Origin of the sequence: Ruegeria aquimaris (assembly GCF_025751555.1) — a bacterium.
GTDB lineage: Bacteria > Pseudomonadota > Alphaproteobacteria > Rhodobacterales > Rhodobacteraceae > Ruegeria_B > Ruegeria_B aquimaris.
The window spans coordinates 18,256-35,691 of the sequence record NZ_JAOWLB010000006.1; the positions used below are offsets into that span (position 1 = coordinate 18,256).

A 17,436-nucleotide genomic window follows, 5' to 3' on the forward strand; every position below is an offset into this window, starting at 1 on the left:
CCCTGTTGACGCGCTAAGCCTGCGCCATGGCGCGGGCGTCAAGCACCGCTTGCGCCCATTCGATGGGCCTTTCCTGTGGCAGGTTGTGGCCTGCGTCGCGGAAAACGCGGTAATCGAACGGGCCGGTGAACCGGCTGCGATGCCCGGCGGTTCCCGCATTCACCCCATCACTGTCGCCGTCAATGGCCACGGTCGGCAGGGCAATCGGCGGCTGCGCCACCAATTGCGTCTCGATATGGGCATAGGCGGGGTCGCCGGGCACCAGCCCAAACCGGTGGCGGTAGGAATGGATCACCACCTCGACAAAATCGGGATTGTCAAAGGCGGGCGCGCTGCGGCCGAAGACAGCGTCGCCGAACGCCCATTTCGGCGACCACATCCGCCAGAGCGTGCGCGCGATGGCGCGCCGGTCCCGCTGCAATCCGCGATGGCCCCGCTCGGAATGAAAATAGTACTGGTACCAATAGGTCGCCTCGATCTCGGGCGCTTCCGGCTCACCCGAACGGGGAATGTTCTGGATGTTGTAGGAATTGCCGGTGACCAGAGCCACCACCCGCTCCGGCCAGAGAGCGGACAGGATGCAGGACGCCCGGCCGCCCCAGTCATACCCGCCCAGAACCGCGCGCCCGATCCCCAGCGCATCCATCAGCGCCAGCAGATCCGCGGCCAGCGCCGCCTGTTCGCCCGAGCGCGGCGTGTCCGGCGACAGGAACCGCGTCGGACCATAGCCGCGCAGGTAGGGCAGGATCACCCGCGCTCCGGATTCGGCCAGCAGCGGGGCGGTCTCGGCATAGGTTTCCACGTCATAGGGAAAGCCATGGCTCAGGATACAGGGCCAGCCATCTGCCGGACCGGTTTCCAGATAGGCAATCTCCAGAACTCCTGCCCTGACCGATTTTCGTTGCAATTCTCCAACCTCCAGATGTCGTCCTGTTCAGGCAGACTGCGAAACATCCGCGCCTCTGGCAAGCCCGGCCTAGGGCGCGAAGCCGCACCGCGTTAAACGGTATGGCAGTGCATACCGGAATCGCGCTAAACCCCGCGGGAACCCCCTGTTCCGCACCATTCCGCATCCGCGCAACAGGAGAAACAGGCAATCCGGGCAGCGCCGAGGCAGGCAGATCCCGGCAGACCCAGGAGGATCGTCATGGGCGTTATCCGCGAAAGCGACCTGATCGAGAGCATCGCCGAGGCGCTGCAATACATCTCGTACTATCATCCGACCGATTTCATCAGCGCCATGACCAGCGCCTGGGAGCGCGAGGAGAACCCCGGCGCCAAGGCCGCGATGGCGCAGATCCTGGTGAACTCGCGCATGTGCGCCATGGGTCGCCGCCCGATCTGTCAGGACACCGGCGCGGCGAATATCCATGTCAAGATCGGGGTGCAGGCCAAGACCGACTTCACCCGCTCGCTGCAAGATATCTGCGACGAGGGCACCCGGCAGGGATACCAGCGCGACACCAACCCGCTGCGCGCCTCGGTGGTGGTCGATCCTTTCGGCAGCCGCAAGAATTCGGGCGACAACACGCCCTGCATGCTGACGGTCGAGATGGTGGCGGGCGACAAGATCGACGTCGAGGTCGCGGCCAAGGGCGGCGGATCCGAGAACAAGTCGAAGTTCACCACGCTGAACCCCTCGGGCAATGTGGCCGATTGGGTGGTGCAGACGGTCGAGACGCTGGGCGCCGGATGGTGCCCGCCAGGCGTGCTGGGCATCGGTGTCGGCGGCAATGCCGACAAGGCGATGGCGCTGGCCAAACAGGCGCTGAACGAGCCGCTGGACATGGCCGATCTGCTGCGTCGTGGCCCCTCGGACAAGACCGAGGAACTGCGGCTGGAAATCTATGACCGCGTGAACGCGCTGGGCATCGGCGCCCAGGGGTTGGGTGGGGTGACCACCGTGCTTGACGTCAAGATCAAGAGCTTCCCGACCCACGCGGCCTCGCTGCCCGTGGGCCTGATCCCCAATTGCGCGGCCACAAGGCATGTGCATTTCACGCTCGACGGGTCGGGCGCCGCCGAATTCACCCCGCCGCCGATGGATCTCTACCCCGAGATCCTGCTGGAGAAGGCAGGCGCACAGGCGACCAAGCTGAACCTCGACGATCTGACGGACGAGGTTCTGGCCACGCTGGAACCCGGCCAGACGCTGCTGCTGTCAGGCACGCTTTATACCGGGCGCGACGCGGCGCATAAGCGGATGATCGAGATGCTGGACCGGGGCGAGCCGCTGCCGGTCGATCTGAAGGGCAAGGCGATCTATTACGTGGGTCCGGTGGACGCCGTGGGCGACGAGGCCATTGGCCCGGCAGGCCCGACCACCTCGACCCGGATGGACAAGTTCACCGACCGTATCCTCGCCGATACGGGCCTCAAGGTGATGATCGGCAAGGCCGAACGCGGTCCGGTGGCGCTGGAGGCGATTGCCAGGCACAAGGCGGCCTATCTGATCGCCGTTGGCGGCGCGGCCTATCTGGTGTCCAAGGCGATCAAGGCGGCGAAGCCGGTGGCGTTCCAGGATCTCGGGATGGAAGCCATCTATGAGCTGAAGGTCGAGGACATGCCGGTGACCGTTGCCGTCGACACCCAAGGAAACTCGATCCATATCACCGGCCCCGCCAAATGGCGGCGTAACCCGGTTGCCGCGGGCTAAGAGACAAGGAGCCGCCCGGACACGATACGGGCGGCTTTTTCAATCGAACTGGCGCTGCGCCACCCGGGCGTTGTCCTTGAGTTCCGCAGACGGGAACAGGATCAGGCGATCATCTTCGCCAATGCCCGACAGGATTTCGGCCTCGCGCCCGTTGTTCTGCCCCACCTCGACCATGGTCAGAACCGCCCGGCCATCGCGCACGGCAAAGACGGCCCATTCCCCGCCATGCCGGAACAGCGCAGCCGAAGGCACCACCAGCGCATCTTCGCTGTTCCAGACAACGATGCGCACTTCGACCCGATAGCCATGCCCCAGCGAAAGCCTCTCGGTCGCCGAAGTTCCGATCTCGACCGTCACCTCCACGCGCTGTTCCTCGACGCCCAGGGCCGAGAATTTCGTGTACCCATAGGGATCGATCCGGCGAACCGTGCCATTCAGGTCGGTGTCACCGCCCCAGTTGGTGATGATCACCGGGTCGCCCACCGTCACCCGTACCGCATCCGAGGACAGCAGTTCGGCCATCACCTCCAGATCACCCTGAATGTCGCCGATCTCGAGGATCGGCTCGCCCGCAGGCAGGGTGGTTTCGCTCTTCTTGAAGACCTTCAGGATGGTGCCGTCGATCGGCGCCCGCAGCGGAATGCCATAATCCGCCGGAACGCTGTCGGCCAGCGCGGTGGCCAGCGCGACATCGTCAAAACCGATCAGTTGCGCGCGGGCATTGGCCAGTTCCGCCTCGCGCATGGCAATGGCGGCCCGCACCGTGTCCAGGTTGGCGCGAGCGACCCGGGCGGCCTGTTCGGCGCGTTCCATCGTCACCGCGCTGGCAACCCCCCGCTCGACGAGAGTTCTTGCCCGCTCCAGATCGCTTTCGGCAAAATCGAACTTTGCCTGCGCCGCGTTCAGGTCGGCATGCGCCAGTCTGAGCGCGGCCTCGGCCGCGGTCACCGCCGCATGGGCTTGCTCACGCGTGCGCACATCCAGAACCGAGGGTTTGGCCGGGCGCATCTGGGCGACTATGGTCTCACCAGCCACGACCCGTTCGCCGGGCAGCACGGTTACCCGTTGCAACTCTCCGGCGACGGGCGAGGAGACCACATAGGGTTCCTTGACCCTAGTCCGCCCCTCTTCGTCGATGGTCACCATCATCGGCCCGCGCGCCACCTCGGCCATGTCGACCAGAACCGGCCGGGGCCAGAACGCCAGAGCCAGGAAACCGCCCACCAGAACAATGGCACCTGCGGTTAGGACGGAACGGGATCTTCTGCTGTTTTGCCGGGGCACGGTCATCACTCTCTGTTCTTCAACGCCAGAACCAGATCGGTTCGATCGATATCACGTTTCACCACCCAACCCGATACCAGCGCCGCCACGACAACGATGGCGGTGGCCTGACCAAAGCTTTCGAGGCCAAACCGCGCCGGTATCTGGTAGAGATCGGTACTGAACCCCGCCGAAATCGCAAAGCTGAGTCCATAGCCGCCCAGCGCCCCGACGGGAAGGGCCAGAAGGGTCACAACCGCCAGTTCCCCAAGCAGGACAAAGGCGACCTCGACCCGGGTGAAACCCAGAACCCTGAGCCCCGCCAGATCCCGTTCACGTTCGGCCTGCGCCACCCGGGCCGCATTGTAGATGACGCCAAAGGTGATGACGCCCGCGATCACCGCCATCACGTAGCGCATCGCACCCGCGCCCTGGTCCATCATCCTGCGCATGGCGGAGCGGGTTTCATCCTTGATCGCAACACCGGCGACCTGTGGCATGTCCTTGAGGCGGTGATAGACCTCGCCTGCCTTGTCCTTGTCGACGCGCAGATAGGCCACCGAGATCCGCCCGGGTTCCGCCAACAGCCGGTTCAGCGCTTCATACTGCATGAAAGCCGGAGATCCGATCAGGGATTCCGCGATGGCGGCCACCTGAACCTCGACCTTTGGGCGGCGGCCTTCGCGCACATCGAGCGTCACGTGTTGCCCGGGAACGACCCCAAGCTTGTCCGCCAGTCCCTGCGACAGGATCAGCCCATGGTCAGGGATGGCAATCGAACTGGCCTCGGCATCTACGGCGCGGTACAGGCGCGGCGCGGGCACCAGCCCGCTGACCGCGCCACGATGGCTGTAGCGGTCATTGCGGAACACGGTATCGACCACGCGGACCGGCTCCACCTCGATCACCCCGGGCAGCGCTGCGAGATCGAAGCGCACCTGCCCGGCCACCGGATGGGTGAACGACACCATCAGATCGCTGCGGTCTATGTCGCTGAACGACACTTCGACCATGTCGTCGAAACTGGCCAGCAGCGACGCCATCGCAGCAGCCAACGCGGTCGCGGCGCCCACCCCGGCGACCGCGCCTGCCATGCGAAGCGGCTCGCGCGCCAGGCGGCGCAGGACCATGCGCGTGGGTTGGTCGAGCCAGCGCGCCAACACCCCATGAAACGGGCGTGCGCGGTGAAAGTCGGCGGGAGCCGCCGCGCGCATCGCAACCGCCGGTGTCAGGGCAAAGACCCGGCGCAGGACCAGCAGCCCACCAGCAGACGCCGCCGCCACGCTGGCACCAAATCCAATGGCGAAACTGGACGGATCCAGGCGAAAGACCAGAAAGGGAAACTTGTAGTAGATCAGGTAAGCATCTATCAGAGCCCGCCCCGCCAGTATCCCCAGCACACTGCCCAGCGCGGCGCCGCCGAGGCTGATCACCAGAACCAGCTTGAGGTAATGCGCCCCGACTTCCCAGTCGGTATAGCCGAACGCCTTCATCAACCCTATCTCGCGCCGCTCGGACTCCACAAGGCGCGAAATGACGATGTAGAGCAGGAACGCCGCCACCGCCATGAATACCGGTGGAACCACTGCGGAAACCTGACGCAACCCGTTGATTTCCTGCGAAATAAAGGTGTCCGAAGGCAGATCTTCAAGCGCATAGGCGCCAGCGCCACCATAGCTGTCGAGCATCCGGTCCGCCTCGGATATCACGCCGGCCACATCCACGCCGCGCTCCAGCGACATCAGGGCCTCGTTGAAGGCGCCATCCATGTCGAACATCGAGGCAATCGCGCTCGGCGCCATCCAGATCACGGCAAAGCGGGCATCGTCGGGTACCATCTCGCCCGGGGCGGTGCTGTACAGAAACTCGGGCGACATCGCGAGACCGGCGATCGAGAATCTGTGCCGCGCGCCGTTCATCGTGGCGCTGATCCGGTCGCCCGGCCCCAGCCCGTGTGCCTTTGCGAAACTGTCCAGCAGCAGAACCTGGTCCGTTCTGTCTGCGGCAAGGGGTTGGCCTTCGGTCAGAAGCACCGCGTTCAACCGGGGTTCGCGTTGCAGCGACAGCGCGCGCGCCCGCACCGGAACCTCCAGCCCCGGCAGGTCGATGAGCGCGGCACCCGAGACCCGAACTTCGGCGGCGGCCACACCTGGTATCCGCTGCACGTCCTGAAACAGACGTTCCGGAGCGCGGGTCACCGGCGCATAGACCTCGGCCAGCCGGTACCGGTCATAATAGGCACCCCGCGTCTCCTCGAGGCTGACGACAAGGCCGCTTTGCATCACCTGAAGCAGCACGCCAACGGCGATCACCATGGCGATCGCAATCGCCTGTCCCCGGATCCGCCACAGGTCCCGGCCCAGTTTGCGCGTCAGCGGTGACATGTTCCCCTTACCATTCGATTTCCTCGGGGGTGAGCTTGGTCTCGTTCTCCCTGACCTCGATCACCTGCCCGTCGCTGAAGCGGATCACCCGGTCGGCCATCGCCGCCTGCGACGCGGCATGGGTCACGATCAGAACCGTCGCGCCTAGCGTTTCATTGACATCGCGCAGCACCTTCAGAACCGCCCGCCCGGTCGTGCTGTCAAGCGCGCCGGTCGGCTCGTCGCAGAACAGGACATCGGGCTGTTTTGCGACTGCCCGGGCGATCGCCACCCGCTGCTGCTCTCCGCCTGAAAGCTGGGCGGGGAAATGATCGGCCCGCTCGGACAGTCCCACCAGCGCCAGCGCCTTGTCCGGGTCCATCGGGTTCCGCGAAATTTCGGTCACCAGTTCGACATTCTCGCGCGCGGTCAGGCTGGGCATCAGGTTGTAGAACTGAAAGACAAAGCCGACGTGGTCGCGCCTGTACCGCGTCAGCTCGCTGTCCGACATGGTGGTCAGTTCATGGTCCCGGAACAGGGCAGAGCCTTCGCTGGCCCGGTCTAGTCCCCCGATGATGTTGAGCAGCGTCGACTTTCCGCTGCCCGACGCGCCCAGCAGAACCACCAGCTCGCCCGCGGGAATATCAAGATCGACACCGCGCAGGGCATGCACGGCCGTTTCCCCGTGCCCGTAGATCTTCTTGAGGTTTCGAATGGTATACGTGTTCCCGGTCAAGACCGCACCTTTCGACTGTTCCCAGGCCATTCCCTTGCCTGCGACAGGTCGGGGCCCGGGATCAATCTAGGTCCGCATGACGCGTGTCATCAAGGATGGCGGGGCCGCGCCCGTGCGGATGGCGGCGATACACCGCACATCCGGGCTGGTCTCCCGAGACCGGGATCGCAACCGAACGAGGACCCAAGCGGCGCTCCCGATTGTGGCAAAAGGGTCAACACATCGTCATTGCACGGTGCGACAGGAACCCCGTCCGCAGGACGGGCCCGCGCCGTCTCGGGGATTATTCGCCGGTCCTGATCCTTCAGCCTGCCCCGCCAAACGGAAAGCGACCGGGTTCCGAGACAAGACGCGCACGGTAAGCCGCGATGTCGGCAGCGTGCTGGCGGGTGAGGTCGATATCGTCCCAGCCATTCAGCAGCTTGGTCCGCCAGACCTCATCCAGCTGGAAAGGCAACGATACGCCCGCGATGTGCAACAGCCCGGAGGTCAGATCGGCATGGCCTGGCGCGGCACCCGAAGAAAGCGTCCTGACCAAGAGTTCTGCATCCGCCTCGCTCACCCGGGCGGGCAGCAGCCCGTTATTGACCGCATTGCCGGCAAAGATATCGCCAAAACTTGGGGCCACGACCACTCGCACCCCGGCATCGACAAGGGCATAGACCGCCGCCTCGCGCGACGAACCGCTGCCGAAATTGCGACCCGCAACCAGAATGCAGGCGTCCGGATGAGCATTGAGCGGGAACGCCGGGTCCAGCGCGCCTTCGGACGTGCGCCGCACATCGTGCAGCAGGAACCGGCCATAGCCCTCGGCGCGCGGCGTCGACATGAACCGCGCCGGGATCAACTGATCGGTGTCGATATTGGCCATTGGCAGCAGCACCGCCTTGCCCCGCTGTTCGCGCCACCCCGCCATCAGAGCACCCTCCCCTGCAACAACGGTCGAACGTCGCACAGCGTGCCGGTAACCGCCGCCGCCGCCACCATGGCCGGTGACATCAGATGCGTGCGCGCGCCCTTGCCCTGACGACCGCGAAAGTTGCGGTTGGTGGAAGAGGCGCAGCGCTTGCCCGCCGCGACCAGATCGCCGTTCATGCCCACGCACATGGAACAACCCGACGCGACCCAATCGAGCCCCGCCTCGGTGAACACGCGGTCCAGCCCCTCCTCTTCGGCCTGCGCCTTGACCTGGGCCGAACCGGGCGAGACCAGCCCCGGCACGCGCGCCTTGCGCCCGGCGAGAACCGCGGCAGCGGCGCGCAGATCCTCGATCCGGCCATTGGTGCAGGAGCCGATGAACACCTGATCAACCGGCGTGCCCGCCAGCGGACGGCCCGGCGCCAACCCCATGTAGTCGAGCGCGGCGCGCGCCGCCTGCACCTTTGTGGGCGGCAGGGTTTCGGGGTCCGGAACGGACGCGTCGATGGGCAGGGCCTGTTCCGGGCTTGTGCCCCAGGTCACGATGGGCGCGATCTGCTCGGCCGAGAGGGCGACATCGCGGTCGAACCGGGCATCTGCATCGCTGGCCAGGGCGTGCCAGTTGTGCAGCGCCTTTTGCCAGTCATCGCCGCGGGGCGCATAAGGACGGTCGCGCAGATAGGCAAAACTCACCTCGTCCGGGGCCACCATGCCCATGCGCCCGCCACCTTCGATAGTCAGGTTGCACAGGGTCATCCGCCCCTCCATCGACAGGCTACGGATGGCGCTGCCGGCATATTCCACCGCATGGCCCTGTGCCCCGTCGGCGCCAAGCCGCGCGATCCAGTTGAGCGCGATATCCTTGGCCGACACACCCGCTGGCAATGCGCCGTCAACGGTGATCCGCATCGCCTGCGGCTTGCGCTGCCAGATGGTCTGGGTTGCCAGCACATGCGCCACCTCGGTCGCGCCGATGCCGAAGGCGAGAGCGCCGAACGCCCCATGGGTCGAGGTATGGCTATCGCCGCAGGTGATCAGCAGGCCGGGCAGCGTCAGCCCCTGTTCCGGCCCGACCACATGCACGATGCCCTGATCGGGATCGTTCAGATCAAAAAGCCGCAGCCCATGACGGGCGGCGTTGCCACGCAGGGTGTCGATCATCCGGGCAATCGCCGGGTCGGCAATCGGACCCGCCCGGCGCGTCGGCGCATAGTGATCGACCACCGCGAATGTCAGGCCGGGTTCGACCACCGGCAAGCCACGTTCGGCCAGCCGGGCAAAGGCGTGGTGCGATCCCTCGTGCACCAGGTGCCGGTCGACCCAAAGCAGCGATGCGCCATCCGCGCCGCGATGCACCTCGTGTATCGACCAGAGCCGGTCCAGAAGGGTCAGCGGCGCGTTCATCGGGGTGTTTCCTCCAGCGGGGTGATGGCCGGCTCCCAGTAGCGGCCGCTTGCATGGTCCACGCGCGTCAGGCTCATGTCGAGCCGGAACATGTCGGGGCGGTAGAGGCCGGAAAGGAATTCGACCCCCCGCCCCTCGGCATCGCGCACGACCCGGTCCAGCGACAGCAGCGCGGTCCCTTCGGGCAGGCCCAGCGCCGTGGCCACCTCGGGGCCTGCAAGAGTGGCCGACACCGACTGCCGCGCATCGGCGATTTTCACGCCATTGCGCTCCAGCAGCACATGCAGCGGCTCGCGCGAGAGATCCTCATCCGATATCCCCGCCGCGATACGCGAAGGCACGAAGGTCGTCAGATGCGAATAGGCTGTCCCGCCGATGCTGCGGGTCCGCCGGGCGATCTGCACCGGCTCGCCCGGCGCTAGGCCCAATGCGCGCGCCACATGCTCGGGTGCCTGATCGATCCGGCTCGACAACAGCCGCACTTCGGTCCGGCGCCCGATCTCGACCAGTTGCGGCAGAAGAGTCGAGAAATCCATGGTCACGGGCTGCGGCGCGGCCGGACGGGGCCGGACCCGGGTGCCGCTGCCAGCGCGCCGCGACAACAGCCCGTTTTCGGCCAAGGCGTCCAGCGCCCGACGAACCGTGACACGGGATACGCCATAGTCTTCGGCCAGTTGCTCCTCGCCCGGCAGCTTCTGGCTCGGCCCCAACCGCCCGGCCGATATCTGTTCCAGGAGAGACAGGTACACGCGGCGCGATTTCGCGCCCGCGGGCAACCGCGCCCCGCCCCTTGTCTGCGCCTGCACCTCTGCCATTTTCGGCCCGACCCAAAGGAAAGAATTGCCTCTGACTATATCCCGGTTAAATGTATTATCAATGATACAGCTTTCATCCGGGGGAGGGATGCGATGCCGGTGGTCGAACTGCACCTGATCGAAGGGTACGGCGAAGAGGACAAGCGCCGCCTGGGCCATGCGCTGACGGATGCGGTGCGGTTCGTCGTGCCTGCCGCACCCGAAGGTGTCGTCGTGATGATCCACGAAATGGCGCCCGATGCTTATTTCCGGGGCCGCAACACGAAAACCCCCGCCCCCGCCCTGCCGGACCCGGCCGAAGTGGTGCGTTCCTATCTTGCGGCGATGGAGGCCCGCGATCTGGACACCGCCCGCGCGATGCAGGGCGACGGGTTCACCATGTTTTTCCCCGGCACCGGCCCGATGACCGATCTGTCCGAACTGATCGACTGGGCGCGCCCCCGCTACAGCTTTGTGACCAAGACCTATGAGGGGTTCGACGCCATGCCCGGTGCGGGGGATACCTCGGTCGTTTACTGCCGTGGCACGCTGTCGGGCGAATGGCTGGATGGCGCCGCCTTTTCCGGCATCCGCTTCATCGACCGGTTCGAGTTGCTCAGCGGAAAGATCACCCGGCAGGACGTCTGGAACGACATGGGCGAAGCGCGGGGGCGGGCATGAGCGATATCGACCCGATCACGCTTTCGGTTCTGGCCGGGCGCATGGAACAGATCGCCGACGAGATGGACGCGACCCTGTTCCGCGCCGCCTTCAACCCGATCATCGCCGAGGCGCATGATGCAAGCCACGGCCTCTATCACGCCGAAACCGGCGACACGCTGGTGCAGGGCAAATCGGGCCTGCCGATCTTTGTTGGCGTCATGTCCTTTGCCGTAAAGGCGGTGATCAAGAAGGTCGCCGCAGACGGCGACCTGGCCGATGGCGATATCTTCATCTTCAACGACGCCCATATCGGCGGCACGCATCTGAGCGACATGCGACTGGTGCGGCCCTATTTCCGGGAGGGCAAACTGTTCTGCTGGCTGGCCTCGGTCGGGCATTGGCACGATGTGGGCGGCGCGGTGCCGGGCAACTACAACCCCGCCGCAACCGAGGTGTTCCAGGAGGCGTTTGTGCTTCCTCCCGTGCGACTGGCGCGCGCGGGCGTGGTCAACCAGGACATCATCGACATCCTGTTGCGCAACACCCGCCTGCCGCAATCGGCACAGGGCGATCTGAACGGCCAGTTGGGCGCACTGGACCTCGGCGTGTGGCGGATGGACGAGCTCCTCGACGAATACGGGGCGGACACGGTCGATGCGGCGCTTGACGCTTTGGGACTGCGGGCGGAACGACTGATGCGTTCGGAACTGGAGGCTATTCCCGACGGGCGCTGGGAGGCCGAGGATTTCCTCGACAACGACGGCATTGCCGACACGCCGCTGCCGATCCGGGTGGCGCTGGAGATCAGAGGCGACCGGATGCATCTGGATTTCACCGGCTCGGCCCCGAAATGTGCAGGCCCGGTCAATATCGCGCTGCCCACCACCATCGCCACCGTCTACGTGGCCATCAAGCACATCTTCCCCATGCTGCCCGCCAATGCGGGTGTGATGCGGCCCATTGATGTCACGGTACCCGAGGGCTCGATCCTGTCGGCAGAGTTTCCCGCGCCCACCGGCGGCTATACCGAAACCATCCTGCGGATGATCGATGTGGTGTTCTGCGCCTTTGCCCAGGCGGTGCCGGACCGGGTGGTGGCCAATGCCTATGGCACGATCAACGCGCTCTCCATCGCCGGGCGGCGCAGCAATGGCAAGCCTTGGGTCATGTTCAGCTTCTACGGCGGCGGCCATGGCGGCTCGCCCGAAAGCGACGGGTTGAACCACGGCAATGCGCCGATTTCCACCGCGACCATCCCGCCGCTGGAGATCCTCGAGGCCGCCTATCCGGTGATGTTCCGGCAATGGTCGCTGAGGCGCGACAGCGCAGGTGCGGGGCGGCATCGCGGCGGGCTGGGCGCGGTCTATGAGATCGAAGTTCTGGAGGAAAACGGCGCCGAAGGGTTCCTGTTCGGCGAGCGCGGGCGCTTTGCGCCCAAGGGTGTATCCGGCGGGCAAGAGGGCGCGCTGAACGTGTTCTCCTACCAGCAGGGCGCAGACTGGCCGCACCCGCCGCTGGTATCCAAGATGCGGGGCATCCGCCTGAAACAGGGCGAGGCGGTGCGGCTGGAAACTCCCGGCGGCGGCGGCTATGGCCCCCCCGCCGAACGCGACCCCACCGCCGTGGCGCTGGACGTCGCGCGCGATTATCTGAGCGCGGCCGAGGCCGACCGCCTTTACGGTCCAACCTGGCGTGAGGGCATGCGATGAGCGGCAAGATGATCGGTGTCGATGTCGGCGGCACTTTCACGGATATCTTTGTTCTGGACGAAAGCGACGGCACGGCCCGCGTCGGCAAGGTGCCGACCTCGCGCCCTGACCAGTCCACGGGCTTCCTGCAAGGGATCACCGAGGCGGTCGCCGATATCGGCAGTGTCGGCGTGGTGGTGCATGGCACCACGGCGGGCACCAATGCTCTGCTGGAGCGCAAGGGCGCGCGGACGGGGGTGATCTGCACCCAAGGCTTGCGCGACGTGCTGGAGATGCGCCGTCGCGACCGGCCCCGCACCTGGGGGTTGCGCGGCGATTTCGAACCGGTCGTGGACCGGCGCAACCGGCTGGAGGTGCCCGAGCGCACCCTGGCCGATGGCACCATCCGCACGCCCGTCGACCTCGAGTCGGTGCGCACTGCCGCCCGGCAATTGCAGGATCAGGGTTGCGTCGCCGTCGCGGTTCTGTTCGCCAATGCCTATGCCAACCCGGCCAACGAGGCCGCCGCCGTGGCCGCCCTGCGCGAGATCTGGCCCAACGAACATGTCTCGGCCTCATCCGAAATCCTGCCGGAAATCCGCGAATACGAGCGGTTCTCGACCACCGCGCTCAACGCCTATCTGCAACCCGAGGTCTCGGGCTATCTGGGCCGACTGGGGGCGGCGCTGGACAAGGGCGGGTTTGGCGGCGAGTTCATGATCGTGCAGTCGAACGGCGGCGTGATGGATGTGGACACCGCTTGCCGCTTTCCGATCCGCACCGCCCTGTCGGGCCCTGCTGCGGGGGTGATCGCGGCGGGCTATATCGCCTGGTCTGCCGGGTTCGACAATGTGATCACCGGCGACATGGGTGGCACCAGCTTCGATGTCTCGCTGATCGCCGAAGGGCGCTCGATGCTGGCGCCGCAGACCTCGATCGACTTTGGCATGGTGGTGCGGACCCCGATGATCGAGATCACCACCATCGGCGCGGGCGGCGGCTCCATCGCCTGGGTGGACAAGGGAGGCCTGTTGAACATCGGCCCGGAAAGCGCCGGGTCGGACCCGGGGCCAGTGGCCTATGGGCTGGGCAATGATCGCCCCACCGTCACCGATGCCAACGTCGTGCTGGGCCGCATCGACCCCGAGAACCCCATTGGCGGCAAGCTTGCGCGCCTCGACGTCGACGCAGCGGCACGCGCCATCGACCTCCATGTCGGCCAGCCGCTGGGCCTCGATACTCTGGCCGCCGCCGAGGCGATCCTCCGGGTGGCCAACTCGCGCATGGCGGGCGCCTTGCGGCTGGTCAGCATCGAGCGCGGTTTCGACCCGAAGAAATTCGCCTTCATGCCCTTTGGTGGCGGCGGCGCGCTGCATGCGGGCGCGATGCTGGCCGAGGTCGGGATCGCGCGCGCCATCGTGCCACGCTATCCTGGCGTGACCTCGGCACTGGGTTGCGTCATCGCCGACATGCGGCAGGATTTCGTGCAGACCCTCAACGCGATGCTCGACGGGCTGGATACCGATATGCTGGGCACGGTGATGCAGGATCACCATGACCGCGGCATGGCAATGCTAAAGGCCGCCGGCACCCGGTTCGAGGCGCGCGAGGCGACATTCGCGCTCGACATGGCCTATATCGGCCAGACCCATACCGTTTCGGTGCCGATCCCGGTAAGCGTGACCGAGGGCAAGGTACAGCCGCCGACGCAAGCCCAGATCGCCGCCGCCTTTGACACCGTTTATCGCGACACGTTCGGGCGGCTTTTGCCTGGCGGGGTGCGGCGCATCCTGAACCTGCGCAGTGCTGTGACCGGCAAGCGGCCCAAGTTCGACCTGGCCACGCTTGCGCCCACGGTGACCGACCCGGCCCGGCCGAAATCCACCCGCAAGGTGCATTTCGGCACGGACTGGCACGAAACCGCGATCTACGACCGTCTGACATTGCCGATCGGAACCGTGATCACCGGGCCCGCGATCCTGGAACAGCCCGATACCACCGTGTTGATCGAACCGGGGCTTGTGGGGCGAGTCGACCCGCTGGGCAATGTCATCATCGAAACCGGACCGGAGGCAGGCGCATGAGCGATCCCAGTGGCTGGACCCTGGCGCAGACCGCGCTGCTGACCATCGACCTGCAAAACGACTTTCTGCATCCCGAGGGCGCCTATGGCCGGGCCGGACAGGGAGCCGCCGCCATAGCCGCGCTTCCCGCCCGCATAGCACCGCTGGCGCGGGCGCTGAGGTCAAAGGGCGGGTTTTACATCTCGGCCCAGTTCACGCTGGTGCCCGGACCGGGTGGCGAACCCCTGATCTCACCGCATCTCAAGGCGCTGCGCCCCTTCCTCACGCGAGGCGATTTCGCGCCCGGCAGTTTCGGCCACCAATTGGTCGATACGCTGCACCCTGCCGATTTCACGGTCGAGAAAGTGGCCTATTCCGCCTTCTACCAGACCCGGCTGGAATACATCCTGCGCGCGATGGGCATCCGCCAGTTGATAGTCGGCGGCATCGTCACCAATGGCGGCGTCGCTTCGACCCTGCGCGACGCGCATCTGCGCGACATCGGCACCGTGATGCTGAGCGACGGCTGCGCCGCCTTCAAGGGCGAGGTGCATGATGCCACCCTGCTGTCGCTGGGAACGGTCACGCATCAGATGACCTGCGCCGAGGCGTTGGCCTGGCTGGAGGGCACGCCATGACACTCAAGGCAAGACTGGCCGGGGATGGCATCCTTCTGGCGCCCGGCATCTATGACGGGCTGACCGCGCTGATCGCCGAACAGGCGGGGTTCGAGGCGCTTTACCTGAGCGGCGCGGCGGTTGCCTATACCCGCCTTGGCAGGCCTGACATCGGCCTCACCTCGGTCACGGAAATGGCCGAGACCATGAACCTGATCGCCGACCGCACCCGACTGCCGGTGATCATCGACGCCGATACCGGCTTCGGCAACGCGCTGAACGCGCAGCGCACCATGCGGCTTTATGAACGGGCAGGCGCGGCAGCCTTGCAGGTCGAGGACCAGACCTATCCCAAACGCTGCGGCCACCTGAAAGACAAGGCGCTGATCCCGGCTGCCGAGATGGCGGGCAAGATCGCCGCCATGGCCGACGCTCGCCGCTCGGACGAGACGCTGATCATCGCCCGCACCGATGCGATCGCGGTCGAAGGGTTTGGCGCCGCGCTGGAGCGGGCCGAGACCTATCTGGCCGCCGGGGCCGATGTGTTGTTCGTCGAGGCGCCGCAAACCGAGGCAGAGCTCTGGGCCATCGCGGACAGGTTCGCCAGCCGTGCACCGCTGCTCGCCAACATGGTCGAGGGGGGCGCGACGCCGATCCGCTCGGCCGAGGCGTTGCAGGCGCTGGGCTTCCGCATAGTGATCTTTCCCGGCGGCATCGTGCGGGCGCTCGCCCATACCGCGCGCGACTATTACACCAGCCTGCGCGCGCATGGCACCACCGCGCCGTTCCGGGATAGGATGTATGATTTTGCCGGGCTGAACAAGGTGATCGGGACCGGTGAGATGCTGGAGCGCGGCAAACGCTATGACCCCGGACAGTGACCCGCATATCGCGCCGCCGCCCGCGCGTTTCGACATCGCCTGCCAGACTCTGATCATCGGCGCGGGCGCTTGCGGGCTGGTGGCGGCGCTTGCGGCGCGCGAAGCGGGGCAAGAGGTGCTGGTGATCGAGGCCGACGCCCTGCCGCGCGGTTCGACCGCGCTGTCGGCGGGCCTGATCCCGGCGCCCGGCACCGCCATGCAGCGCGCGGCAGGGATCGAGGACAGTGCCACACTCTTCGCGCAGGACATCCAGGCCAAGGCCAAGGGGCAGAACGATCCTGATCTGGTCGAAACCCTGGCCGCAGGGGCCGGACCGGTCATCGACTGGCTGGCCGAGCGCCATGGCCTGCCCTTCTCGGTTGTCACCGACTTCGATTATCCCGGACACAGCCGACGCCGGATGCACGGCCTGCCCAGCCGCTCGGGCGAAGAGCTGATCGACGCGCTGCGCCAGGCCTGCGAGGCAGAGGGGATCGACATCGTCTGTTTCCGGCGGGCGCACATCCTGCATATGGAAGACGGCCGCGTGCGCGGTGTCACGGTCTTTGGCCCCGACGGCAGCAGCGAAACCATCGCCTGCGACCGGCTGATCCTGGCCTGCAACGGGTTCGGCGGCAACCGGCAACTGGTCACCGACCACATGCCCGAGATACGCGAAGCGCTCTGGTTCGGGCATGACGGCAATCGGGGCGAGGCGGTGCTGTGGGGCGAGGCGCTTGGGGCCGATCTGCGCCATCTCGGGGCCTATCAGGGGCACGGCAATGTGGCCCATCCGCATGGCATCCTGATCACCTGGGCGGTGATCACCTCGGGCGGCGTGCAAGTGAACCGCGATGGCCTGCGGTTCTGGGATGAAAGCCAAGGCTATTCCGAAGCCGCCCGCGCGGTGCTGGCGCAGCCGGGGGGCGAGGCATTTGCGGTCTTCGACGCGCGTATCGCGGGTATCGCGCGGCAGTTCGAGGATTTTCGCCGCGCCGAAGCCGCAGGCGCCATCAAGCAGGCAGAGACACCCGAGGCGCTGGCCCGATTGCTCGGCCTGCCGCCCGAGACCCTGGCGCATACGCTGCGGAACCTGCCGCAGAACGGGACAGATGCCTTCGGGCGCACATTCGCGACCCCGCCGCTTGCCCCGCCCTTTTGCGGCGTGCGGGTAACGGGGGCGCTGTTTCACACCCAGGGCGGTTTGTGCACCGATACCCGCGCGCGCGTGCTGCACCCCGATGGGACGCCGGTGCCGGGCCTATACGCAGGCGGCGGCGCGGCCTGTGGCGTCTCCGGCAGCGGTGACAGCGGATATCTCTCCGGCAACGGGTTGCTGAGCGCGGTTGTACTGGGGTGGATCGCGGGATCGTGTAGTGAGCCTCCGTCTTGAACCTGCCCGTAAATCACC

Annotated in this window: 14 protein-coding genes; 7 read left to right on the forward strand and 7 right to left on the reverse strand. The window is 66.3% G+C overall.

Annotation, left to right across the window (positions count from 1 at the left end; translation table 11 throughout):
* Positions 1-13: 13 nt before the first annotated feature.
* Positions 14-907: an alpha/beta fold hydrolase gene (locus tag OE747_RS10380; RefSeq protein WP_263828533.1), complete on the reverse strand. Its 894-nt coding sequence runs from the start codon at positions 905-907 to the stop codon at positions 14-16.
* 240 nt (positions 908-1,147) lie between these two features.
* On the opposite strand from OE747_RS10380, the gene OE747_RS10385 reads away from it, so the two are divergent.
* Positions 1,148-2,656 (forward strand): fumarate hydratase, encoded by a 1,509-nt coding sequence (locus OE747_RS10385; RefSeq protein WP_263828534.1) that lies wholly within the window; start codon positions 1,148-1,150, stop codon positions 2,654-2,656.
* Between the two features lie 39 nt (positions 2,657-2,695).
* On the opposite strand, the gene OE747_RS10390 is transcribed toward OE747_RS10385, so the two are convergent.
* The 6 genes from OE747_RS10390 to OE747_RS10415 form a co-directional block, all read right to left on the reverse strand.
* The gene (locus OE747_RS10390; protein ID WP_263828535.1) at positions 2,696-3,946 is read right to left on the reverse strand and encodes an efflux RND transporter periplasmic adaptor subunit; all 1,251 of its coding nucleotides are present in this window, start codon (positions 3,944-3,946) and stop codon (positions 2,696-2,698) included.
* The gene (locus tag OE747_RS10395; protein WP_263828536.1) at positions 3,946-6,303 is read right to left on the reverse strand and encodes an ABC transporter permease; all 2,358 of its coding nucleotides are present in this window, start codon (positions 6,301-6,303) and stop codon (positions 3,946-3,948) included. Before OE747_RS10395 ends, OE747_RS10390 begins: the two co-directional genes overlap by 1 nt.
* Positions 6,304-6,310: 7 nt before the next feature.
* Positions 6,311-7,048 (reverse strand): ABC transporter ATP-binding protein, encoded by a 738-nt coding sequence (locus OE747_RS10400; RefSeq protein WP_263828537.1) that lies wholly within the window; start codon positions 7,046-7,048, stop codon positions 6,311-6,313.
* A gap of 274 nt (positions 7,049-7,322) precedes the next feature.
* The gene (gene leuD, locus OE747_RS10405; RefSeq protein WP_263828538.1) at positions 7,323-7,934 is read right to left on the reverse strand and encodes a 3-isopropylmalate dehydratase small subunit; all 612 of its coding nucleotides are present in this window, start codon (positions 7,932-7,934) and stop codon (positions 7,323-7,325) included.
* A complete protein-coding gene (gene leuC, locus OE747_RS10410; protein WP_263828539.1) occupies positions 7,934-9,340 on the reverse strand; it encodes a 3-isopropylmalate dehydratase large subunit in 1,407 nt (468 codons plus the stop codon). Before leuC ends, leuD begins: the two co-directional genes overlap by 1 nt.
* Positions 9,337-10,155: a GntR family transcriptional regulator gene (locus tag OE747_RS10415; protein WP_263828540.1), complete on the reverse strand. Its 819-nt coding sequence runs from the start codon at positions 10,153-10,155 to the stop codon at positions 9,337-9,339. Before OE747_RS10415 ends, leuC begins: the two co-directional genes overlap by 4 nt.
* A gap of 93 nt (positions 10,156-10,248) precedes the next feature.
* Between OE747_RS10415 and OE747_RS10420 the strand changes: the two genes are divergently transcribed.
* From OE747_RS10420 to OE747_RS10445, 6 genes are read left to right on the forward strand one after another with little or no spacing between them, the layout of a single operon-like run.
* Positions 10,249-10,815 (forward strand): 4-oxalocrotonate tautomerase family protein, encoded by a 567-nt coding sequence (locus OE747_RS10420; RefSeq protein WP_263828541.1) that lies wholly within the window; start codon positions 10,249-10,251, stop codon positions 10,813-10,815.
* On the forward strand, positions 10,812-12,506 hold the full coding sequence (locus OE747_RS10425; RefSeq protein ID WP_263828542.1) for a hydantoinase B/oxoprolinase family protein: 1,695 nt from the start codon (positions 10,812-10,814) through the stop codon (positions 12,504-12,506). The genes OE747_RS10420 and OE747_RS10425 overlap by 4 nt, the downstream gene beginning before the upstream one ends.
* Positions 12,503-14,569 carry a hydantoinase/oxoprolinase family protein gene (locus OE747_RS10430; protein WP_263828543.1) on the forward strand — a complete coding sequence of 689 codons (2,067 nt, stop codon included), beginning with the start codon at positions 12,503-12,505 and terminating at the stop codon, positions 14,567-14,569. Before OE747_RS10425 ends, OE747_RS10430 begins: the two co-directional genes overlap by 4 nt.
* Entirely contained in the window at positions 14,566-15,186 is a 621-nt protein-coding gene (locus OE747_RS10435) for a cysteine hydrolase family protein (RefSeq protein ID WP_263828544.1), read from the forward strand. The genes OE747_RS10430 and OE747_RS10435 overlap by 4 nt, the downstream gene beginning before the upstream one ends.
* A complete protein-coding gene (locus tag OE747_RS10440) occupies positions 15,183-16,046 on the forward strand; it encodes an isocitrate lyase/PEP mutase family protein (protein WP_263828545.1) in 864 nt (287 codons plus the stop codon). Before OE747_RS10435 ends, OE747_RS10440 begins: the two co-directional genes overlap by 4 nt.
* Positions 16,030-17,418, forward strand: a complete 1,389-nt coding sequence (locus OE747_RS10445; RefSeq protein ID WP_263828546.1) for an FAD-dependent oxidoreductase — start codon at positions 16,030-16,032, stop codon at positions 17,416-17,418. The genes OE747_RS10440 and OE747_RS10445 overlap by 17 nt, the downstream gene beginning before the upstream one ends.
* Positions 17,419-17,436 lie beyond the last annotated feature (18 nt).

Coding starts and splice junctions, on each gene's coding strand:
- OE747_RS10385 (WP_263828534.1), top strand. CDS start 1,148: ATGGGCGTTATCCGCGAAAGCGACCTGATCGAGAGCATCGCCGAGGCG.
- OE747_RS10390 (WP_263828535.1), bottom strand. CDS start 3,946: ATGACCGTGCCCCGGCAAAACAGCAGAAGATCCCGTTCCGTCCTAACC.
- OE747_RS10395 (WP_263828536.1), bottom strand. CDS start 6,303: ATGTCACCGCTGACGCGCAAACTGGGCCGGGACCTGTGGCGGATCCGG.
- OE747_RS10400 (WP_263828537.1), bottom strand. CDS start 7,048: ATGGCCTGGGAACAGTCGAAAGGTGCGGTCTTGACCGGGAACACGTAT.
- leuD (WP_263828538.1), bottom strand. CDS start 7,934: ATGGCGGGGTGGCGCGAACAGCGGGGCAAGGCGGTGCTGCTGCCAATG.
- leuC (WP_263828539.1), bottom strand. CDS start 9,340: ATGAACGCGCCGCTGACCCTTCTGGACCGGCTCTGGTCGATACACGAG.
- OE747_RS10415 (WP_263828540.1), bottom strand. CDS start 10,155: ATGGCAGAGGTGCAGGCGCAGACAAGGGGCGGGGCGCGGTTGCCCGCG.
- OE747_RS10420 (WP_263828541.1), top strand. CDS start 10,249: ATGCCGGTGGTCGAACTGCACCTGATCGAAGGGTACGGCGAAGAGGAC.
- OE747_RS10425 (WP_263828542.1), top strand. CDS start 10,812: ATGAGCGATATCGACCCGATCACGCTTTCGGTTCTGGCCGGGCGCATG.
- OE747_RS10430 (WP_263828543.1), top strand. CDS start 12,503: ATGAGCGGCAAGATGATCGGTGTCGATGTCGGCGGCACTTTCACGGAT.
- OE747_RS10435 (WP_263828544.1), top strand. CDS start 14,566: ATGAGCGATCCCAGTGGCTGGACCCTGGCGCAGACCGCGCTGCTGACC.
- OE747_RS10440 (WP_263828545.1), top strand. CDS start 15,183: ATGACACTCAAGGCAAGACTGGCCGGGGATGGCATCCTTCTGGCGCCC.
- OE747_RS10445 (WP_263828546.1), top strand. CDS start 16,030: ATGACCCCGGACAGTGACCCGCATATCGCGCCGCCGCCCGCGCGTTTC.